This is a genomic window from Nesterenkonia massiliensis, assembly GCF_000455245.1.
In the GTDB taxonomy this organism is placed as follows: Bacteria; Actinomycetota; Actinomycetes; order Actinomycetales; family Micrococcaceae; genus Nesterenkonia; species Nesterenkonia rhizosphaerae.
The window spans coordinates 83,390-102,373 of record NZ_HG005169.1 but is presented as its reverse complement, the minus strand read 5'-3'; the positions used below and the strand labels follow the sequence as shown (position 1 = coordinate 102,373).

The following is an 18,984-nucleotide window of genomic DNA, read 5'->3' as shown; positions in this document are numbered from 1 at the left end:
TACGGCAGCACACAGCAGTCTAAGCGAGACCGCTGAAGTGGAAACTAGCGACGGCGAACACGCACCACGGTGGTGGGTTCTTCCAGCAGGTCAGCACCCAGTACAAGGACCTCGGGCGTCCGGAGCCGCTGCTTCTTAATAACCTTCGATGCCGCCTCAATCTCCTCGCCCGCTGACCGACCCTTAAGGAGCAGCAACTGGCCGTCGTCATCGAGCAGGGGAACCGTCAGGGGTATCAGCTTCTTAAGAGCTGACACAGCACGTGCGGTGACCACATCTGCCATTACTTCGTCGGTGACCTCCTCAGCCCGTGCCCGAATGACCTGGACGTTATCGAGCCCGAGATCAGCGATGACGGCCGAGAGCCAGTCCACCCGGCGCTCCATAGGCTCGATGAGTGTCATCTCGATATCGGGGCGGGCAATTGCCACCGCTAGCCCGGGCAGACCTGCACCTGAGCCCACATCAGCAACATTGACACCCGCCTCCAGCACGGTGCCCAGCACGGCGCAGTTGAGCACGTGCCGAGACCACATACGGGGCACCTCCCGGGGTCCCAAAAGACCATGCTCGATGCCGGTCGTGCACAGATGCTCGACGTAGCGCTCTGCAAGCGCCAGGCGGTCCCCGAAGAGGGTCTGTGCAGCATTGCGCTCACTGTCGGTGAGCTGCGGCGTCGCTTCTGCTTCTTCGGGCCTCTGGGGATCCGCCTGTTCGCTCATCGTGCTGAAACCACCACGTGACGGCGCTTGCCCTCACCCTCGGACTCGGAGACCAGACCTGCGTCGGCGACAAAGTCGTGGACGATCTTGCGCTCGAATGCGCTCATCGGCTCCAGATGCACCTCTTCGCCCTGCTCCTTGGCTTCAGCGATGGCAGAGTCTGCAAGCTCCTTGAGCTCTTCGTTTCGCTTGGCACGGTGTCCGTTGATGTCCAGAACCAGTCGGGTGCGATTACCCGTGGCGGTGAGCACCGCTAGACGGGCCAGCTCCTGCAAGGCATCAAGCACTTCGCCTTCGGCGCCTACCAGGTCCTGAAGCTCTTCGCCGCCGTCTTCGGCCTGGATGGAGATGAACGTACGTTCACCGCGGATCTCGATCTCGAGGTCGCCGTCGAGATCAACGATGTCCAAGAGCTCCTCGAGGTAGTCAGCGGCGATGTCACCCTCGTCAGCGGAGTCCTCGGCGTCGTCGTGCTGCTGGCTCTCCACCACGCGCGCTTCTTCAGGGGCCACGGTCTCGTTGCCCTCTTCCACGATCTGCTCAGCCTCGGTGGGGTTCGTGGTCTCTGTCATCGCTGTCCCTTTTTCTTTTTCTTCTTCTTACGATTCGGCTGGGCTTCGCGTCCCAGATGCTGGCCCTTGGGCTTTTCCGCTTCTTCGCGGGCCTTGCGGGCTTCTTCGCCGACCGGGGGCAGGCCCTTGGCGGCCCGGCGCAGGTTCAGCTCCTTCTCCGCCAGCGACCCCGGGGTGGGGTTATTGCGGATGACCCACCACTGCTGGCCCATAGTCCAGAAGTTGGTGGCGGTCCAGTAGATCAACACGCCCACGGGGAAGTTCACACCGCCGATGACGAAGACCAGAGGCAACACGTAGAGCATCATCTTCTGGGTCTGGGCGAACTGTCCGGTCAATGCCGCCTCGGACATGTTCTTGCTCATCAGCTGCTTCTGGGTGAAGAACTGGGTGGCCACCATCGCCACGATCATCACCGAGGTCAGGATGACCACATTCCACATGGTGGGCTCTGCGTTGAAGCCCAGCAGGAAAATATCGGACATGCCCACACCGAAGATGTCCGAGCTGGAGAACCCGATGACCTCCTCAGGGCTCAATGCATAGTAGCCATCAACCTGGTATCCACCGTCAGTGCGCCCGATGCGGTTGAGCATCCAGAACAGCGCGAAGAAGATCGGCATCTGCGCCAGAATGGGCAGACAGGTCATGAATGGGTTGACCTTGTGCTTCTTGAACAGCGCCTGCTGCTCGGCCACCATCTGCTGACGCGATACCGGGTCCTTCTTGCCCTTGTACTTGGCCTGCAGCTTCTGCAGTTCCGGCTGGACAATCTGCATACCGCGCTGGGACTTGATCTGCCGGACGAACAGCGGGATCAGAATGACTCGGACCACCAGCACCAGCAGGATGATGGAAACAGTCCAGTTCCATCCGGAGTCGGTATCGAGTCCCAGGAAGGTCAGCACACTGTGGAAGGTGCTGAGGATGAACGAGACGGCCCAGCTGAAAGGCCACATTATCGCGTCAAGAAAAGCCATGTATCTCTCAAAAAGTCAGGCCGGGCGTCATGCATGGTGTGTGCCCGGCGCAATGGAGCGCAGAAGACCAGACTAGTCGAAGAACCTGGGGGTCCATCTCGACCACGGTCGGATCGTCCTTACTTATCCATTGGTGGATGGTTTGTCTCTATGATCCGTGGAACAACATGTCCGGGCCAAATCCTGCGTGAAACCGGGACGTGGTCGATCCCTCCACCGGTCCAAGGGTTGCAGCGCAGAATCCGCCAGGTAGTCAGCGCACTGCCTCGCAGCAGCCCGTGTACGGTCACGGCCTCCAGACCGTAGGCCGAGCAGCTGGGGTAGAAGCTGCAGACCTGCCCGTACAGCGGGGAGATGAGCTTGCGCCAGAAGGTGATGAAGAGGATCAGCGGCATGGCGGGTGCCTTGCGCAGCCACCGCCAGTATCCGCGCCGCAGCTCCTCCGCAGTGGGGACCGGCCCTGGCAGACCGGGGGTTTCGCCGTCGGGCACATAATAATCACTGTGCCTCAGCCAGCTGTGCTGCTCACACATGACGGTTCTCGGTCTCTGACTGCGGGGGAGTCGGCTCAGCGGCGGCACCAGCCTTGCGCAGCGCTCGCTTGATGCCGCTGCGCACGTCTGCGCTGAGCTGCTCATGGTCCAGTTCTGCCGAAGCTGCCAGGGCTCGCACGACGACGTCCATTCGAGTCCCCGCAGGCAGGGTGGCACTGAACTCGGGGAGAAGGTCCCGCACAATATGTCGCAGCCGACGCGTGGTGCGATGACGGATCACAGCATTGCCCACCGCTTTGGACACAATGAAGCCGCAGCGCCATGGCGCTATGTGATGCTCCGGGCGCTGCTGGGAGAGAACCAGAACGACGACGACGCTGCGTGTTCCGGCGCGCGTGCCAGTCTTCATCACGGTGCCGAACTCCCGGGGGGTTCGGATGCGGTGCTCTACAGGCAGCATGGTGTCCTCACCGGATCATGGCAGATTCAGGTACGCGAACGGCCCGCCCCGGTACTACCGGAGACGGGCCGTCGTCGTACGCTTATCAGGCCGAGAGTTCCTTACGGCCCCGGCTGCGGCGTGTCGAAATGATCGATCGGCCTGCACGGGTGCGCATACGAGAACGGAAGCCGTGCTTGCGGGCGCGACGGCGGTTGCTCGGCTGGAAAGTCCGCTTGCTCACTGTGTACTCCCAATTAGATGGATGTGAAGTCTGTTCAGGCCCGGGGTCGGCGCATAGATGCGCAGAGACCTCCAGGGCGACCTGTCAACACTAGGCGGAAATACCGCGTGTCGTCAAATCATGCTGCTTTCCTCGCGAATATCCGCTGAACACCGGAGCGCGGATATTCAGGCTATTGCCTATTGAATAGGCGTTCAACTAGCGTCGGCGCCATCGGGACAGGATCCTTCGGCGAAAACCAAGATCCTCTGCGCAGCCATTGATCTGTCTGGAGAACACGGGTTTGACCGTGTCACCGTCAAGGACGGGGCGTTGAAGGCGGGAGTATCTGCCCCGCTGGTCATCCATCACTTCAGCTCCAAAGCCGGGTTGCGCTCCGCCTGTGATGCCTATGTGGCAGAGCAGTTCAGGCGCACCAAGACCGAATCGGTTCGGCGCGGCCATATGCCGCGCAATGTGGCTCATGAGTCAACGAATCCTGAGGAACCTCCTGATGAACTCGCAGCAAACCGAGCGCAGCTCCTCGACGGCATGGTGGACGCCGTGTTCGCAGAGATCTGGCTGCCCGCCCCTGAGGCAGAGTGGAGGGAATCCATGCGCCGCCGCGCGGAGTCCGCCCGAGAAACACTGAATCGCCACCGCTGGGCGGTGAGCCTCATGGACTCCCGCAAGCATCCGGGCCCGGCAACTCTGCGGCACCATGATGCCGTGCTGGGCTGCCTCAGGGGCAATGGGTTCACCGTTCCGCAGGCGGCCAATGCAGTATCTGTGCTGGACAGCTACGTCTACGGTTTCGTGCTGCAGGAAGCAGCGCTCCCTTTCACGACGTCGGAGGAGTTGGACGAGCTCGCCGAGAGTATTTTCGCCGAACTGCCGAAGGATGAATTCCCGCATTTCACCGAACTGGCCGTCGAGCACGCGCTGAAGCCCGGGTACAGCTACAGTGACGAGTTCGATTTCGGTGTGACCCTGATCTTGGACGGGCTTTCCCGCATCAGGACGCCGTAAGGTGGCCCACGTGGCAGAAGACCAGACAACAACCCCGGGGGACGATGAACGTCAGCGCTGGCTTTCAGTCGCACGCAATGTCACGTTGGGCGTCGTCGTTCTGGGCCTGGTCTGGGTGGTGTTTAACGTGGAACTGCCCTCAGGCCGCCAATTGCAGGAGCAGATCGAAGCGCTCGGCTGGATCGGGTGGATCGCCTTTGTACTGCTCTATGCAGTAGTGGCCACCACCCCCATTCCAGTCACCATCATGGCCGTCACCGCGGGGCTGCTGTTCAACCTGGTCTCAGGCACAGTGCTCTCTGTTGCCGGAGTCATGCTGGGCTGTTGGATTGCCTACTGGGTGGCACGCGGACTGGGCAAACAGACCATGCGCAAACTGTTGGGCCGACACGGGCCCACGGTGGAGAGTCATCTTCAGGAATCAGGATTCTACGCAGTAGCCACCCTGCGGCTTATGCCGGGTCTGCCGTATTGGCCGGTGAACTACGGGGCCGGCGCGTTCGGGGTGAAACACACTCCCTACCTGCTGGCCAGCGTGATCTCTTGTATTCCAGGCCAGTTCTCGCTGGTGGCTATCGGCGCGTTCATTGCTGAGCCTTCGATCTTCACCGCTCTGGCCGTGGCTGTGGGCTGGGCGGGCGTCGGGGTTCTCACGGCTCTCGCCTATCAGCGGTGGAAACGCGACCGCCGAACGAGCCCCAACCCTTGAGAACTGATAGTCCAGCGCACCACCGCGCACCCGTGGGCACCTCCTAGGCCCCGCTGTACCTTCAACAGCGCGACGGATACCCACGTCAGTCAGCCACACTTGCTCTCCCACGCGGGACGAACACCCACCACAACACCAAGCCCGCAACTAGGGCCCAGAATGCCGCCCCGATACCCAGAGCGGTGATCCCGCTGGCTGCCACCAGGAAGGCCGCAGCAGCCGGGATCCGCCCCGCGGGTTCTGAGGTAGCGGCACTCACCGACGTCGCCAGCGTGGATAACAGCGCCAGGCCGGCAACGGTCTCCAGGAGTCCGGGCCGGGCGTGAGTAGCCATCATTGTCAGTGCTGAGGCACATAGTGCCAGCAGCGCATACACCCAGCCGGCGACCGCTGTAGCCCGCCAGCGCTGCGCCGGATCCCGGTGGGCTTCCTCCCCCGCCCCAAGGGCCGCAGTAATCGCTGCCAGGTTCACCCCGTGACCGCCTGCCGCGGCTCCAGCTACGGTCCCTAGTCCAGTCACCGTCAGGGCGCCACGCCAGGGCACGTGAAACCCGTAGGAGGAGATCACCGCCGCTCCGGGGACATTCTGGGAGGCCATCGTCACCAGATACAGCGGCAGAGCCAGGCCCACGATGGCAGCGCCGGTGAATTCCGGCAGCACAAACTCCAGCCGCGGCAGCAGAGTCGCAGTGCTGATCTGCGAGCCCCCCGGCAGCTCAACGGCGATCAGCAGCAACGCTGCAGCAAAGACTACCGGAGCAGAGAAGACCGGCAGCCACCGCTGCACCACCACCCAGATCAGCACCAACGGAGCAATCCACAGCGGGTCACCGAACAGCGCCTCCACAGGGGCCAGGCAGAGCGAGAAGAGCACTCCCGCCAGCATCGCCTGAGCGATAGGTGCCGGTATAGCACCTACGGCACGCCCTAAGGCTGGCCACAGTGCGGTGAGAAGAATAAGGAGGCCGACGACGACGAAGGCCCCCACTGATTCGGACCAGCCGTACCCGCCAGTCCCGGTACTGGCCAGCAGCGCCGCTCCCGGGGTGGACCATGCCAGTGTCAGTGGCCGTCGGTACCGATAGGCCAAAAAGATCATCCCCGCCGCTTGAGCCAGGCAGAGCACGATGAGGCCCGAGGCAGCCTGTCCGGCAGATGCCCCCACCGCCTGCAGCCCCGTGAGAACCACTGCGAAAGAACTGCCGAATCCCACCAGGGCGATCGTGATGCCGGTCAACGCCGGACGGTAGCGTTCCATAACCAGAACCCTAGCCTCACTGTTCTGTAAACAGAACACGGCTTAAGCTGAAGCTGTGTCCTCCTCCAGTGCCTTCAGCCTCCTGGTGGCAGAACGCGTGAAAGCAGCCCGCCTCACCCAGGGCCACTCGCTGAGCCACCTGGCGAAACAGGCAGGACTCGGGAAAGGGTCACTCTCCGAACTCGAGGCGGGGCGGCGCAATCCCACTCTTGCCACTCTGTACTCCCTGGCTGATGCCCTGGGCGTGCCGCTGTCTCATCTGCTCCCCGACGCGGGCTCACAGCAGCCACAGGCAGAAGTCGCCTCCCCCGGTATCCGGGCCACCCTGTTGCACAGCACAGTGACAGCCGAGCAGATAGTCGAAGAATTGTTTCTTCTAACACTCACAGCTGGGGAGAAACGCTTCTCCACAGCACATCCCGCGGGAACTACGGAGCACCTGTATCTCACCTCAGGCCATGCAGAAGTGGGCCCGACGGCGGCTACACAGACTCTCCATGCCGGTGAATCCCTGACATTCCAGGCCGATACCGAGCATAGTTATGAGGCACTGAGCACCACCGCACGCGCTGTGCTGACTGTTCTCACGCCGTTGGACCCCCGCTCCTAAGAGGCCTCCCCACCATTATTTCCCACAGACAGTGGGACTTATCCACAGACGCTGTGGAATACTGGAGCGGAACATTCCACCATCCCAGATCTTTTTCCAGAGGGGAGCAGCGTGCCTGCTGAGTCCGATGCCAGTGTGTCCGTGAAATGGCAGCAGGTTCTCACCGAACTGCGAGAGCATCACGGCATCACCGGGCTTAAACTCACCGATATTGGTCGCGCTATTCCGCAGAGCGAGCAGCTCATCGGTGACACCCTTCTGCTCGCCGTCCCTCATGAGCGGGTCCGCGAGCTGATGCAGGCCACCCTGCAGAATGAGCTTTCTACCGCCCTGCGCACTGTCTTCGGCAAAGACGTGCTCTGCGCCTATGTCATTGACCCGGAACTGGCCAAGAAGCAGAAAGAGGGCGAGGCTCTCTCCGCGGCCTCGGCCCCCAGTGCGGCCGCCCCCGTGCCTGAGCGCAGCTATCCTCCGGTACCACCGGCCGCCAGTGCACCCAGCCCGGGCTCCCCAGTCGAGCCCGCGCCGTCGTACTCTCCGCGCCGCGAGGCCGCCGGTGTGCGCTCGGCCCCAGAACCGGCTGTCTCCCAGCGGTCCTCCGGAACTGAGAGCTACGAAACCTCGCGATTGAACCCTCGCTATACCTTCGAGACCTTCGTGATCGGCTCCTCAAACCGCTTCGCCCACGCAGCTGCAAATGCGGTGGCTGAAGCACCGGCCAAGGCCTATAACCCGCTGTTCATCTACGGTGACTCCGGTCTGGGAAAGACTCACCTGCTCCATGCCATTGGCCACTACGCTCAGCGCCTCTACTCGGGCATTCGGGTGCGGTATGTGAACTCCGAAGAGTTCACCAATGACTTCATCAATTCCATCCGCGACGACGAGGGCGCGAGCTTCAAGCACCTCTACCGCAATGTGGACATCCTGCTGCTGGATGACATCCAGTTCCTGGCGGATAAAGAGCGCACGGTGGAGGAGTTCTTCCATACCTTCAACACCCTCTACAACAACAACAAGCAGGTCGTCATCACCTCAGACCTGCCGCCGAAACAGCTCTCGGGATTCGAAGAACGACTGCGTTCGCGTTTCGAATGGGGGCTGATCACCGATATTCAGCCCCCCGAGCTGGAAACCCGCATTGCCATCCTGCGCAAGAAAGCCAATGCCGAGAACTTCTCCTGCCCTGACGATGTCCTTGAGTACATCGGCTCGAAGATCTCCACCAATATTCGTGAGCTGGAAGGCGCGCTCATCCGCGTTACTGCTTATGCGGCTCTCAATAAGCAGGAAGTAGACCTTCCGCTGGCCGAGCAGGTCATGCGTGATCTGATCTCCGATGATCACGCCCAGGACATCACTGCCGAGCAGATCATCAATGCCACGGCCGAGTACTACTCCTTCACAGTGGAGGAACTGACCTCCAAGTCCCGCAACCGGACACTTGTCACCGCACGTCAGATCGCCATGTACCTGCTGCGCGAGCTCACGGAGATGTCGCTGCCCAAAATCGGTCAGGCACTGGGGGGACGTGACCACACCACAGTCATCTACGCAGAACGCAAGATCCGTGAGCTGATGGCCGAGCGTCGCGCAGTCTTTAACCAGGTGACCGAACTCACCAACAAAATCAAGCAGCAGCGCTGAAACCTGCCACTGGCACACTTTGTGATTCAGGCGCAAGCTCGTCCCTGACAGGTGTGGGAATTATTGTCATTCACAGCTCACAAGCATGTAGTTTCGCGTCACCAGCGCGATGCAGGGCGATTGACATCACCGTAATCCACAGTTTTTCCCACATATCCACAGGCGCCGGTGCAAAAATCCCACACCACTTCCCACACCTGTGGAAAAGACAGTGGAAAACCCGGTGAAGATGTGGAGTACATCTGGGGATAACTCAACGCTGGCTGGGGAAGAGCAAAATTCGGGCGGCTAAATCCTCCCCGTGTAGTTCACAGCCTTACCGGAGAATCTCCACTCCGATACTGACAAGTTCATCCGTGAGATCAGGCCTCTACAGCGAGTTCTCCACAGAATCCACATCCCCTGTTAACACTTCTGATCCTGTTAACCGAGAACTCATAAGCAACGAAGAGGGCCACTGGCACGCACGCCGCCAGCGCCCAAACCCAGATCTTGTGGTCAAGGGGTGAGTTTTCGGCTTATCTAGTAGTAAGCAGCTAGCGTGGCGGTCATCAGTGCCGGTAAGCTCATGCGCTAGACGCAAGCCGCGATTGAAACTTGTAAGGGAGTGACTGTGCAGTTCACCGTTGACCGTGACGTCCTGTCTGAGGCGGTGTCCTGGACTGCCCGTTCACTGTCCCCGCGACCCCCGGCACCTGTTCTTTCTGGTCTTCTGATCACCGCTGAGAACCAGACAGTCACCATTTCCAGCTTTGACTACGAGGTCTCAGCTCAGCTGCATATTGAAGCTGATGTCGCCAGCGAAGGCACTGTCCTGGTCTCGGGCCGACTCCTCAATGACATTGTCAAAGCACTCCCCCAGGCTCCAGTCACCCTTTCACTGGAGGAATCAAAAGTTGTGGTGACGTGTAAGTCATCGCGCTTCGCCCTGGCGACCATGCCGGTGGGGGAATATCCCGAACTTCCCAGCCAGCCTGAGGTTGCCGGCACCGTGGACGGTGCCGCCTTCGCTCGCGCCGTCGCACAGGTCATCACCGCAGCGTCGAGGGATGACACCCTGCCGATCCTCACCGCCGTGAAACTCGAGCTCGAAGGTGACACCATCACCTTCTTAGCCACTGACCGCTACCGGTTGGCCATGCGAGAAATTCACTGGGCCCCGCATCAGCCGGATATCTCAACTTCCCTGCTGATCAAAGCCAAGACACTTAACGACGTCGCCAAGTCCTTGGCTGGCGGTGGCGAACTGGCCATATCGCTTTCTGAAAACGATGCTCTGGTGGGCTTCTCCTCCGGAGGCCGGCGTACCACCAGCGTGTTGGTCGATGGTGACTATCCTAAGATCCGGCAGCTCTTCCCGGAGGAGACCCCGATTCACGCAGTGGTCAACACTGCTGAACTCATCGAGGCAGCACGTCGAGTCTCGCTGGTCTCTGAGCGCAACGGGCACGTCCGCCTGCAGTTCAGCGAGGACAACCGGGTCACCCTGGACGCCGGAGTAGATGACAATGCCTCGGCCTCTGAAGTCATTGAAGCCCAGCTCAGCGGTGAACCCATCACAGTGGGCTTCAACCCCGCGTACCTGAACGAGGGCCTGAACGTGATCGATACCGAGCACCTGCGGTTCTCCTTCGTCTCCGCGCCAAAACCGGCCATGATCACCGGCCAGAAGGACGCCGAAGGCGAGCACTCCACCGACTTCCGGTACCTGCTGATGCCAGTTCGTCTGCTCAGCCAGTAACCGGCAGGATTTCTCGGAAACGGCAACCACAAGGGAATCCATGCGGCTTTCCCAGCTGACCCTGCAGGACTACCGCAGCTACGCCCAGGCGCAGCTGGCCCTGGAACCTGGCCCGAATGTGCTGCTGGGTTTCAACGGGGTGGGCAAGACCAACATCGCCGAGGCCGTGGGGTACCTGTCCAGCCTCTCCTCACACCGGGTCACCAATGATGCTCCGCTGGTGCGTCACGGCGCCGAACAAGCGATCATTCGGGCGCAGGCACACCGCGGTACCCAGGCAGCATTCCTGGAAGTGGAGATCAACCCGGGCCGCTCCAACAGGGCAAGGATCAACCGTGGCAGCCCGGTACGCGCCACGGAGATCCTGGGAATTCTGCGCACTGTGCTGTTCGCCCCTGAAGACCTGGAACTGATCAAAGGACCTCCCCAAGTACGACGACGTCTGCTGGACACCCTGGCTGTACAACTTCAGCCTGCTCTGGGACGGGTCCGGCAGGATTATGAGAAGGTGCTTCGGCAGCGCAATGCCCTGCTGAAGTCGATCCGGCATGAAGGCTTCACCTCAACGCATGAGTCCACCTTGGCGGTCTGGGATATGCAGCTTGCCGACACTGGGGCACGCCTGCTGCGGGCCCGTCTGCAGGTCCTTTCTGCACTGCGGCCGCATGTCTCGGCGGCGTATCACGAGCTTTCGCAAAGTGTCCGAACTGCTCGCGTGCGGTATTTGTCATCACTGGATGGCACGCTCAGTGAGGATGAAGAGCCACAGACCGCCAGCGCGGCGGCTGAGGATCTTTCCCCCCTTGAACTCGCGGACACCGCACAGCTCTCCGAGCAACTGCACGCCGCCCTGCAGCAAGCCCGGAAACGAGAGCGCGAACGTGCGATTACGCTGGTGGGGCCCCACCGCGACGACGTGCTGCTGAGCCTTGATACGACACCGGTCAAGGGGTATGCCTCCCATGGTGAGACCTGGTCCTTTGCACTGGCTCTGCGACTGGCTGCCTACCGCGTGATGATCGAGGACGACCCCAGTGACGGTGCCCAGCCGATCCTCATCCTGGATGATGTGTTCGCCGAACTCGATGCCCGACGTCGTCGGCGACTGGCTGAGCTGGCTGCGGGGGAGGGCAGCGATTCGGCACCGGGACAGCTGATCATCACTGCCGCTGTCGATGATGATGTTCCCCAGCAGCTATTGGCCAACGCGTACCGGGTGGAGTCGCAGGACCAGCTCAGTACGGTGACTCCCTTTGGCGCCCCGGTCCAGGAGCAGGCGTGAGTTCTGAATCGGAGCGCGACGCTGTTTTGCCCGGGGATTCCCCGTCCGGGGAAGCCTTGAGGCGTGATGGCGAGCAAAGCGTTGCTCGCCGAGAGCGTGGCGGGGTTTCCCCGTCCGCGGAACCCTTGAGGCGTGATGGCGAGCAAAGCGTTGCTCGCCGAGAGCGTGGCGGGGTTTCCCCGCCCGCGGAACAACCAGAAGAGATCGACGCCGCTACTGCGCTGTTCAACCGGTTCCGCCGGGCGGCTGAAGAACGTGGGGAGCGCCGGCTCAAACGGCCGGTAGCTGGCTCATCTCTGTCAGCAGATCCACGCGCCACCGCACGGGCTGAGGAACGACGACGCCGTGGAGGTCAGGAAGCTGATCTGCGTGATCCCCGCCCCCTCGGCGGTGTGGTCAAGGGTCTGATCAACACCCGCGGCTGGACTGCTCCGGTGGCAGTGGGGTCAGTGATCAGCCGCTGGGACCAGCTGGTTGGTGCTGCGATCGCTGAACACTGCAAGCCGCAGAGCTTTGATGCCGGCGTCGTCGTCGTGCTCTGTGATTCAACGGCCTGGGCTACCAACCTGAAACTGATGAAGCCGAAGCTGATGGAGGTCTTCGACCGCGAACTGGGACCCGGAATCGTCTCGGAGATCGAGATTCGCGGTCCGCAAGCTCCCAGTTGGAAGAAGGGGCGCCTCTCGGTGCGCGGGCGCGGTCCTCGCGACACGTACGGCTGAGCGGAGCCTGCAGACTCATCGAATCGGCTCAGCGGCGATATGCCGCGTTGCGGGCCTGACGGATGACTACATCCCTATGGAGCGTTCCCCTGAACCCTTGCAGCGGCCTTCTGTGCCCTCCTGTCACCAATCAGGGTCCTCAGGAACCGTGGAAAAATGCTGGATTAGCCGGTGTAGACGGTAGACTGGTGCAGAGTTCGAACCATGGCGTCCTCTATTAGGAGAATCACGCCACACCGACCGAGGAGACGATTGAAGCCGGATGGCCGCTGAAGATCAGAACGCGCAGAACCACGGCAACTACGGCGCATCGGACATCACCGTCCTGGAAGGCCTTGAAGCCGTCCGCAAACGTCCCGGCATGTACATCGGCTCCACCGGAGAGCGCGGCCTGCACCACCTGGTCTATGAAGTGGTGGATAACTCCGTTGATGAGGCGCTGGCCGGCTACTGCTCCCATATCCAGGTGACCCTGCAGAACGACGGCGGCGTCCGCGTGGTCGATGATGGCCGTGGCATCCCTGTGGATATCCACCCCACAGAGGGCAAACCCACCGTTGAGGTGGTCATGACCGTGCTGCACGCAGGCGGCAAATTCGGCGGCGGCGGATACGCGGTCTCCGGCGGTCTGCACGGTGTGGGCATCTCCGTGGTGAACGCGCTCTCCTCCCGTGTGGAGACCACCGTCAAGCGCCAGGGCTACGAGTGGTCGATCGCCTTCGCTGATGGCGGCAACACTCTCAAAGAGCTCACCCAGGGCCCGGAAACCACTGAAACCGGCACCACCCAGGTCTTCTATCCGGATGCGGAGATCTTCGAGTCCACCGAGTTCAGCTTCGAGACCCTGCGGGCCCGGTTCCAGCAGATGGCCTTCCTCAATAAGGGCCTGCGCATCACCCTCCGCGATGAGCGTCAGATCGACGAGAACTCGATAGTCGAAGATGAGATCGTCGAGAAGTACGATGACCCCGAGCTGCCTGAAGGCACTGAGCCGGCGCCTGCCGCCCCCGGGGAAACCGAGACCGCTCTGGCTGAAACGGCCAAGGGCCGCGTGGTCGTCTACCAGTACGACGACGGGCTGCTGGACTACGTCAAGCATCTGAATTCCACGAAGAAGGCCGAGAACGTCCATGAGGACGTCATCGCCTTTGAGGCTGAAGACACCGATCGCGGCATTGCCGCTGAAGTCGCTATGCAGTGGACACTGAGCTATTCGGAGTCCGTGCACACTTACGCCAACACCATCAACACCCATGAGGGCGGCACCCACGAAGAGGGCTTCCGCGCGGCGCTGACAGCCCTGATCAACCGCTACGCCCGGGACAAGAACCTCATCAAGGAAAAAGAGGACAACCTCACCGGTGAGGACATCCGCGAGGGTCTCACCGCAGTGATCTCCGTGAAGCTCTCCGAGCCGCAGTTCGAGGGTCAGACCAAGACGAAACTGGGCAACTCCGAGGCCCGCGGTTTCGTCCACGGGGTGGTCAATGAACAGCTCGGGGATTGGCTGGAGCGCAATCCGCAGGCCGCCCGCGAGATCATCCGCAAAGCACAGTCGGCAGCACATGCCCGTCTTGCCGCCCGTAAGGCACGCGAGCAGGCCCGCCGGAAGTCCCCGCTGGAGACTTTCGGCATGCCCGGCAAACTGGCCGACTGCTCTTCCAAGGATCCCCGGGAGTCGGAGATCTACCTGGTGGAGGGCGACTCCGCAGGCGGTTCCGCCAAGCGCGGGCGTAATCCGCGCACCCAGGCGATCCTGCCGCTGCGCGGAAAGATCCTGAACGTGGAGCGCGCCCGCATCGACAAGGCCCTGGGCAACCAGGAAGTCCAGTCCATGATCACCGCCTTCGGCACCAATATCGGCGAAGAGTTCGATGTGGAGAAGCTGCGGTACCACAAGATCGTGCTGATGGCCGATGCGGATGTGGATGGTCAGCACATCACCACCTTGATGCTGACCCTGCTCTTCCGCTACATGCGCCCGCTCATCGAGCACGGCTACGTCTACCTGGCCCAGCCGCCGCTGTACAAGATCAAGTGGTCCAACGGAGATCCGGACTACGTCTTCACCGACGCTGAACGCGATGCCGCCCTGGCCAAGGGCCGCGCAGCAGGACGCAAGCTGCCCAAGGAGCTGGGCATCCAGCGCTATAAGGGTCTGGGCGAGATGGATTACTCCGAGCTGTGGGAGACCACCATGGACCCGGACAACCGCACCCTGCTGCAGGTCTCCATGGAGGACGCCGCTGCCGCGGACGAAGTCTTCTCCATCCTGATGGGCGAGGACGTCGAATCCCGCCGCAGCTTCATCCAGCAGAACGCCAAGGACGTCCGTTTCCTGGACATCTAGACGCTCCCGGCCTCACTACCGCAGAGAATCCGCGCCGTCGTCGTTGTCCAAAGACCTAATAGGGAAGTACTGACATGAGCGAGAACACCCCAGAGAACCCAGAGACCCCGGACGTCCCTGTCGAACCCACTGATGTTCCCACTGCGCTGGCCGCTGGTCCGCGTGACCGGATCAACCAGGTGGACCTGCAGACAGAGATGAAGCGGTCCTATTTGGACTACGCGATGGCTGTGATCGTCGGCCGCGCCCTTCCGGATGTGCGTGATGGCCTCAAGCCGGTGCACCGCCGTGTGCTCTATGCGATGTACGACGGCGGCTACCGCCCGGACCGCAGCTTCAACAAATGTGCGCGCGTGGTCGGCGATGTCATGGGTTCCTACCACCCGCATGGCGACTCGGCCATCTACGATGCGCTGGCCCGCCTGATTCAGGACTGGGTGATGCGCTATCCGCTGGCCACAGGCCAGGGCAACTTCGGCAACCCGGGCGATGACGGCCCGGCTGCTCCTCGATACACCGAGACCAAGATGGCGCCGCTGGCCATGGAGATGGTCCGGGATATCAACGAGAACACCGTTGACTTCCAGGACAACTACGACGGCAAGCAGCAGGAGCCGGTGGTCCTGCCCTCGCGCTTCCCGAACCTGCTGGTCAACGGCTCCTCCGGCATCGCTGTGGGAATGGCCACCAACATTCCGCCGCATAACCTGCGCGAGGTGGCCTCCGGTGTCCAGTGGTACCTGCAGAACCCGCAGGCCAGCCGTGAAGAGCTGCTTGAGGCACTGCTTGAGCGGGTCAAGGGACCCGACTTCCCCACCGGTGCGCAGATCCTGGGCACCTCCGGGATTGAAGACGCCTACCGCACCGGCCGTGGCTCGATCACCATGCGTGCGGTGGTCAATGTGGAGGAAATCCAGGGCCGCACGTGCCTGGTAGTCACCGAGCTGCCCTACCACGCCAATCCTGATGCACTGGCGCGCAAGATCGCCCAGCTGGTCAAGGATGGCAAGATCGCCGGCATCGCTGAGATCCGCGATGAGTCCTCTGGCCGTACCGGCCAGCGCCTGGTCATTGTGCTCAAGCGTGATGCGGTCGCCAAGGTGGTGCTCAACAACCTCTACAAGCACACCTCGCTGCAGGAGAACTTCTCCGCGAACATGCTCGCGCTGGTCGACGGCGTACCGCGCACCCTGAGCCTGGATGCATTCGTCCACCACTGGGTCATGCACCAGATCGACGTCATCGTCCGGCGCACCCAGTTCCGCCTGGCCAAGGCGGAAAAGGAAGCTCATATCAAGGTCGGCCTGCTCAAGGCCCTGGATGATCTGGACCGGGTCATCTCCACCATCCGCGAATCCTCCACCGTGGAGGTCGCACGGCAGAACCTGAAGTCGCTGCTGGAGATCGACGACGATCAGGCCCAAGCCATCTTGGATATGCAGCTGCGCAAGCTGGCCGCCCTGGAGCGCCAGCGCCTGCAGGATGAGTACGAGGAGCTGATGACCATGATCGCCGACTTCAAAGACATCCTGGCCTCTGAGGAGCGCCAGCGGCAGATCGTCGGCGACGAGCTGGAGAGCATTGTGGAGAAGTTCGGCGATGACCGCCGGACCCACATTGTGCGTGGCTACGAAGGCGATATGTCCATGGAAGACCTCATCCCCGAAGAGGATGTGGTGGTCTCCATCACCCGTGACGGCTACGTCAAGCGCACCAAGATCGACAACTACCGCGCCCAGCACCGCGGGGGTAAGGGTGTGCGCGGAGCCCAGCTGCGCGCCGACGACGTCGTTGAGCACTTCTTCGTCACCACCACGCACAACTGGATTCTGTTCTTCACCAACCTGGGTCGGGTCTACCGCACCAAGTGCTATGACCTGATGGAGGCCGGACGTGACTCCAAGGGCCAGCATGTGGCCAACCTGGTGGCGTTCCAGCCTGATGAGCACATCGCCGGGGTGCTGACCCTGAAGTCCTATGAGGATGCTGACTACCTGGTGCTGGCCACCAAGGGCGGTCTGGTGAAGAAGACCCGGTTGGCTGATTACGACTCCCCACGTCAGGCGGGTGTGATCGCCATCAACCTGCGTGAGGATGATGAGCTGGTCTCGGCGAAGCTGATCTCTGCCGAAGACGACATGATGCTGGTCTCCCGCAAGGGTCAGTCACTGCGCTTCACGGCAAGTGATGAGGCACTGCGGCCCATGGGCCGTGCCACCTCCGGGGTGACGGGTATGAAGTTCCGCGAGGATGATGAGCTGCTCACCGCAGATGTAGTGACCCCCGACTCCTATGTGGTCACCGTGACCGAAGGCGGCTACGCCAAGCGCACCTCAGTGGATGAGTACCGGGTGCAGGGCCGTGGTGGCCTGGGCATCAAGGTCGGCAAGCTCGTTGATGACCGCGGTGATCTGGTCGGCGCCATGGTGGTCGAAGACGACGACGAGGTGCTGGTGGTGATGGCCAGCGGCAACGTGGTCCGCTCCGCAGTCTCCGGTGTTCCAGCGCGTGGACGCGACACGATGGGCGTGATCTTCGCCAAGCCGCGTAAGAACGACCGTATTCTCAAAGTGGCTAAGGCCGCCGGTGTTGCGCTGGCCCTTGCGGGCGAGGAAGCAGGCGAGGCCGCCGATGACTCAGAAAAGTCCGCCTCGGATAACGAAGAGGCAACACCTGAAGCCCAGGTTCAGGAATCTGAAGGCGACAGCTAGCGCCATGCAGTACCGTGGTCTTTCGATCGAGACAAATGTGGACGCTGATGGAGGTCTTCAGTGAGCGCAAGCAACGGCGCAGATAACCAGGGGAGCCAGTCGGGTACATCCCAGCGCCCGGGCAGCAGGTTCCCAGCGCCGCGGCCGCGTGCCTCAGCGCCCACTGGCGGAGAAGCTTCAAGCGCGAATCACACCCAAGCGATGCCACGCCCCCGGCCCCGCCCCAACACCCCGCCCACGAGCAGCCGCCCGCAGGGCGGCAGCGCAGGACCCCGTCCGGCAGCCGCACGTCAGGGCGGGCGGCCACAGCCTCAGCTGGTGCGGCCCACTCCGAAGGCTAAGGTCCGCAAGGCCCGCCTCCTGGTGTCCAAGGTCGACCCATGGTCTGTGCTGAAGATGAGTTTCCTGCTCTCGGTAGCCCTGGGCATCATGACAGTGGTCTGCGCCGTCACCATGTGGACGGCCATGGACATCACCGGTATCTTCAGCCGAGTCAACGAACTGCTCGGCCAGGTCATCGGCACCGAAGGCGGTGGAACCACCTTCCAGATCGAGGAGCTGGTGACCGTGGGGCAGATCGCATCCTTCGCCACCATCATCGCGGTGATCAACGTGGTGCTGCTGACGGTGCTCTCGATGCTTTCGGCAGTGCTGTACAACCTCTCCGCCTCGCTGGTGGGCGGTATCGGCGTTACCCTGACTGACGACTGAGCCTATCCCAGCGGTATCTGCGGCCGATTTGGAGCCGATGCCTAAGCTGGTGTAATGTGTAGTGGTCGCCCGGAAGGGATGGCAACCCTCGTTTAGAGGTTCGGGCGTATAGCTCAGGCGGTTAGAGCGTCACACTGATAATGTGAAGGTCCGTGGTTCAAGTCCACGTACGCCCACAGCGCGAATAGCAGCGAAGCTGCTAGGAACGCTCACCACCTTCCAGGAGGAGGCAGCATGAAGAGACTGGTTCTCACTGCGGCAGCAGTAGCCGGGATCATCGTCTACCGCCGCTGGAAGGAAACTGAAGAGGTCCGGGACGTATGGTCCCAGGCCACCGATTCAGTCAAGAAGTAAATACCCATACGGGGCCTTAGCTCAGTTGGTAGAGCGCCTGCTTTGCAAGCAGGATGTCAGGAGTTCGAGTCTCCTAGGCTCCACAGATTGGTTGGATGCGGATTATCGTCCGTATTAGACGCCAAAGCAGCAAAGCCCCAGGTCAGAGCCCCTCTCCCCAGTTGGAGAGGGGCTTTTTCGTGTCTGGGCTCGATCCGGGGGTTATAGGGGCTCTTCGGGGTTATAGGGTTATTGGCCAGAATGTGTGTATGGCCCGGGCGTGTCATCCCGGGTTATAGGCCAAAAACGTGTTGCTGGGGGTTATAGGCCAAAAACGTGTTGCTGGTCCGGGCGTGTCCACCGTTTAGAAACGCTTGCCGCCCCAGCCCGATCGGTCCCAGAGGCCTTCTTCAGCACTGGTTGATCGTCCATAGAGTTCTGGGCCGATGGT

General features: G+C 61.7%; 18 protein-coding genes and 2 tRNA genes. 13 read left to right on the top strand and 7 right to left on the bottom strand.

Annotation, left to right across the window (positions count from 1 at the left end; genetic code table 11):
- Positions 1–44: 44 nt before the first annotated feature.
- From rsmG to rpmH, 6 genes are all read right to left on the bottom strand, one after another.
- Complete coding sequence (gene rsmG / locus TX78_RS09040) at positions 45–722, bottom strand: 16S rRNA (guanine(527)-N(7))-methyltransferase RsmG (RefSeq protein WP_044495630.1); 678 nt, start codon at positions 720–722, stop codon at positions 45–47.
- The gene (locus tag TX78_RS09035) at positions 719–1,294 is read right to left on the bottom strand and encodes a Jag family protein (protein WP_044495628.1); all 576 of its coding nucleotides are present in this window, start codon (positions 1,292–1,294) and stop codon (positions 719–721) included. Before TX78_RS09035 ends, rsmG begins: the two co-directional genes overlap by 4 nt.
- Positions 1,291–2,274: a membrane protein insertase YidC gene (gene yidC, locus TX78_RS09030; protein ID WP_044495625.1), complete on the bottom strand. Its 984-nt coding sequence runs from the start codon at positions 2,272–2,274 to the stop codon at positions 1,291–1,293. The genes TX78_RS09035 and yidC overlap by 4 nt, the downstream gene beginning before the upstream one ends.
- Positions 2,275–2,393: 119 nt before the next feature.
- Complete coding sequence (yidD, locus tag TX78_RS09025) at positions 2,394–2,807, bottom strand: membrane protein insertion efficiency factor YidD (protein WP_081652700.1); 414 nt, start codon at positions 2,805–2,807, stop codon at positions 2,394–2,396.
- The gene (gene rnpA / locus TX78_RS09020) at positions 2,800–3,228 is read right to left on the bottom strand and encodes a ribonuclease P protein component (protein ID WP_044495623.1); all 429 of its coding nucleotides are present in this window, start codon (positions 3,226–3,228) and stop codon (positions 2,800–2,802) included. The genes yidD and rnpA overlap by 8 nt, the downstream gene beginning before the upstream one ends.
- A gap of 85 nt (positions 3,229–3,313) precedes the next feature.
- On the bottom strand, positions 3,314–3,451 hold the full coding sequence (gene rpmH / locus TX78_RS13255) for a 50S ribosomal protein L34 (RefSeq protein ID WP_081652699.1): 138 nt from the start codon (positions 3,449–3,451) through the stop codon (positions 3,314–3,316).
- 186 nt (positions 3,452–3,637) lie between these two features.
- On the opposite strand from rpmH, the gene TX78_RS09015 reads away from it, so the two are divergent.
- Both TX78_RS09015 and TX78_RS09010 read left to right on the top strand, forming a co-directional pair.
- Positions 3,638–4,459 carry a TetR/AcrR family transcriptional regulator gene (locus tag TX78_RS09015; protein ID WP_324603320.1) on the top strand — a complete coding sequence of 274 codons (822 nt, stop codon included), beginning with the start codon at positions 3,638–3,640 and terminating at the stop codon, positions 4,457–4,459.
- Positions 4,460–4,469: 10 nt separating this feature from the next.
- Positions 4,470–5,168, top strand: a complete 699-nt coding sequence (locus tag TX78_RS09010; RefSeq protein WP_044495817.1) for a TVP38/TMEM64 family protein — start codon at positions 4,470–4,472, stop codon at positions 5,166–5,168.
- 85 nt (positions 5,169–5,253) lie between these two features.
- Here the strand turns inward: TX78_RS09010 and TX78_RS09005 are convergent, their stop codons facing one another.
- Complete coding sequence (locus TX78_RS09005; protein WP_044495621.1) at positions 5,254–6,426, bottom strand: benzoate/H(+) symporter BenE family transporter; 1,173 nt, start codon at positions 6,424–6,426, stop codon at positions 5,254–5,256.
- A gap of 55 nt (positions 6,427–6,481) precedes the next feature.
- On the opposite strand from TX78_RS09005, the gene TX78_RS09000 reads away from it, so the two are divergent.
- The 11 genes from TX78_RS09000 (at position 6,482) to TX78_RS08955 (ending at position 18,637) form a co-directional block, all read left to right on the top strand.
- The gene (locus tag TX78_RS09000; protein ID WP_069956266.1) at positions 6,482–7,036 is read left to right on the top strand and encodes a helix-turn-helix domain-containing protein; all 555 of its coding nucleotides are present in this window, start codon (positions 6,482–6,484) and stop codon (positions 7,034–7,036) included.
- A gap of 111 nt (positions 7,037–7,147) precedes the next feature.
- Positions 7,148–8,683 (top strand): chromosomal replication initiator protein DnaA, encoded by a 1,536-nt coding sequence (dnaA, locus tag TX78_RS08995; protein WP_069956265.1) that lies wholly within the window; start codon positions 7,148–7,150, stop codon positions 8,681–8,683.
- 613 nt (positions 8,684–9,296) lie between these two features.
- Positions 9,297–10,424, top strand: coding sequence for a DNA polymerase III subunit beta (gene dnaN, locus TX78_RS08990; RefSeq protein ID WP_044495617.1), 1,128 nt, complete (start codon positions 9,297–9,299; stop codon positions 10,422–10,424).
- A gap of 40 nt (positions 10,425–10,464) precedes the next feature.
- Positions 10,465–11,706 carry a DNA replication/repair protein RecF gene (gene recF / locus TX78_RS08985; RefSeq protein ID WP_044495615.1) on the top strand — a complete coding sequence of 414 codons (1,242 nt, stop codon included), beginning with the start codon at positions 10,465–10,467 and terminating at the stop codon, positions 11,704–11,706.
- Entirely contained in the window at positions 11,703–12,428 is a 726-nt protein-coding gene (locus TX78_RS08980) for a DUF721 domain-containing protein (RefSeq protein WP_324603318.1), read from the top strand. Before recF ends, TX78_RS08980 begins: the two co-directional genes overlap by 4 nt.
- A 262-nt stretch (positions 12,429–12,690) precedes the next feature.
- Positions 12,691–14,778: a DNA topoisomerase (ATP-hydrolyzing) subunit B gene (gyrB, locus tag TX78_RS08975; RefSeq protein WP_044495614.1), complete on the top strand. Its 2,088-nt coding sequence runs from the start codon at positions 12,691–12,693 to the stop codon at positions 14,776–14,778.
- A 74-nt stretch (positions 14,779–14,852) separates the two neighbouring features.
- On the top strand, positions 14,853–17,489 hold the full coding sequence (gene gyrA / locus TX78_RS08970; RefSeq protein WP_044495612.1) for a DNA gyrase subunit A: 2,637 nt from the start codon (positions 14,853–14,855) through the stop codon (positions 17,487–17,489).
- 318 nt (positions 17,490–17,807) lie between these two features.
- A complete protein-coding gene (locus TX78_RS14625) occupies positions 17,808–18,200 on the top strand; it encodes a DUF3566 domain-containing protein (protein WP_407635386.1) in 393 nt (130 codons plus the stop codon).
- 102 nt (positions 18,201–18,302) lie between these two features.
- Positions 18,303–18,376, top strand: a tRNA-Ile gene (locus tag TX78_RS08960).
- Between the two features lie 58 nt (positions 18,377–18,434).
- Positions 18,435–18,554: a DLW-39 family protein gene (locus TX78_RS14380; RefSeq protein ID WP_222704267.1), complete on the top strand. Its 120-nt coding sequence runs from the start codon at positions 18,435–18,437 to the stop codon at positions 18,552–18,554.
- Positions 18,555–18,564: 10 nt separating this feature from the next.
- A tRNA-Ala gene (locus TX78_RS08955) sits at positions 18,565–18,637 on the top strand.
- Positions 18,638–18,984: the final 347 nt, after the last annotated feature.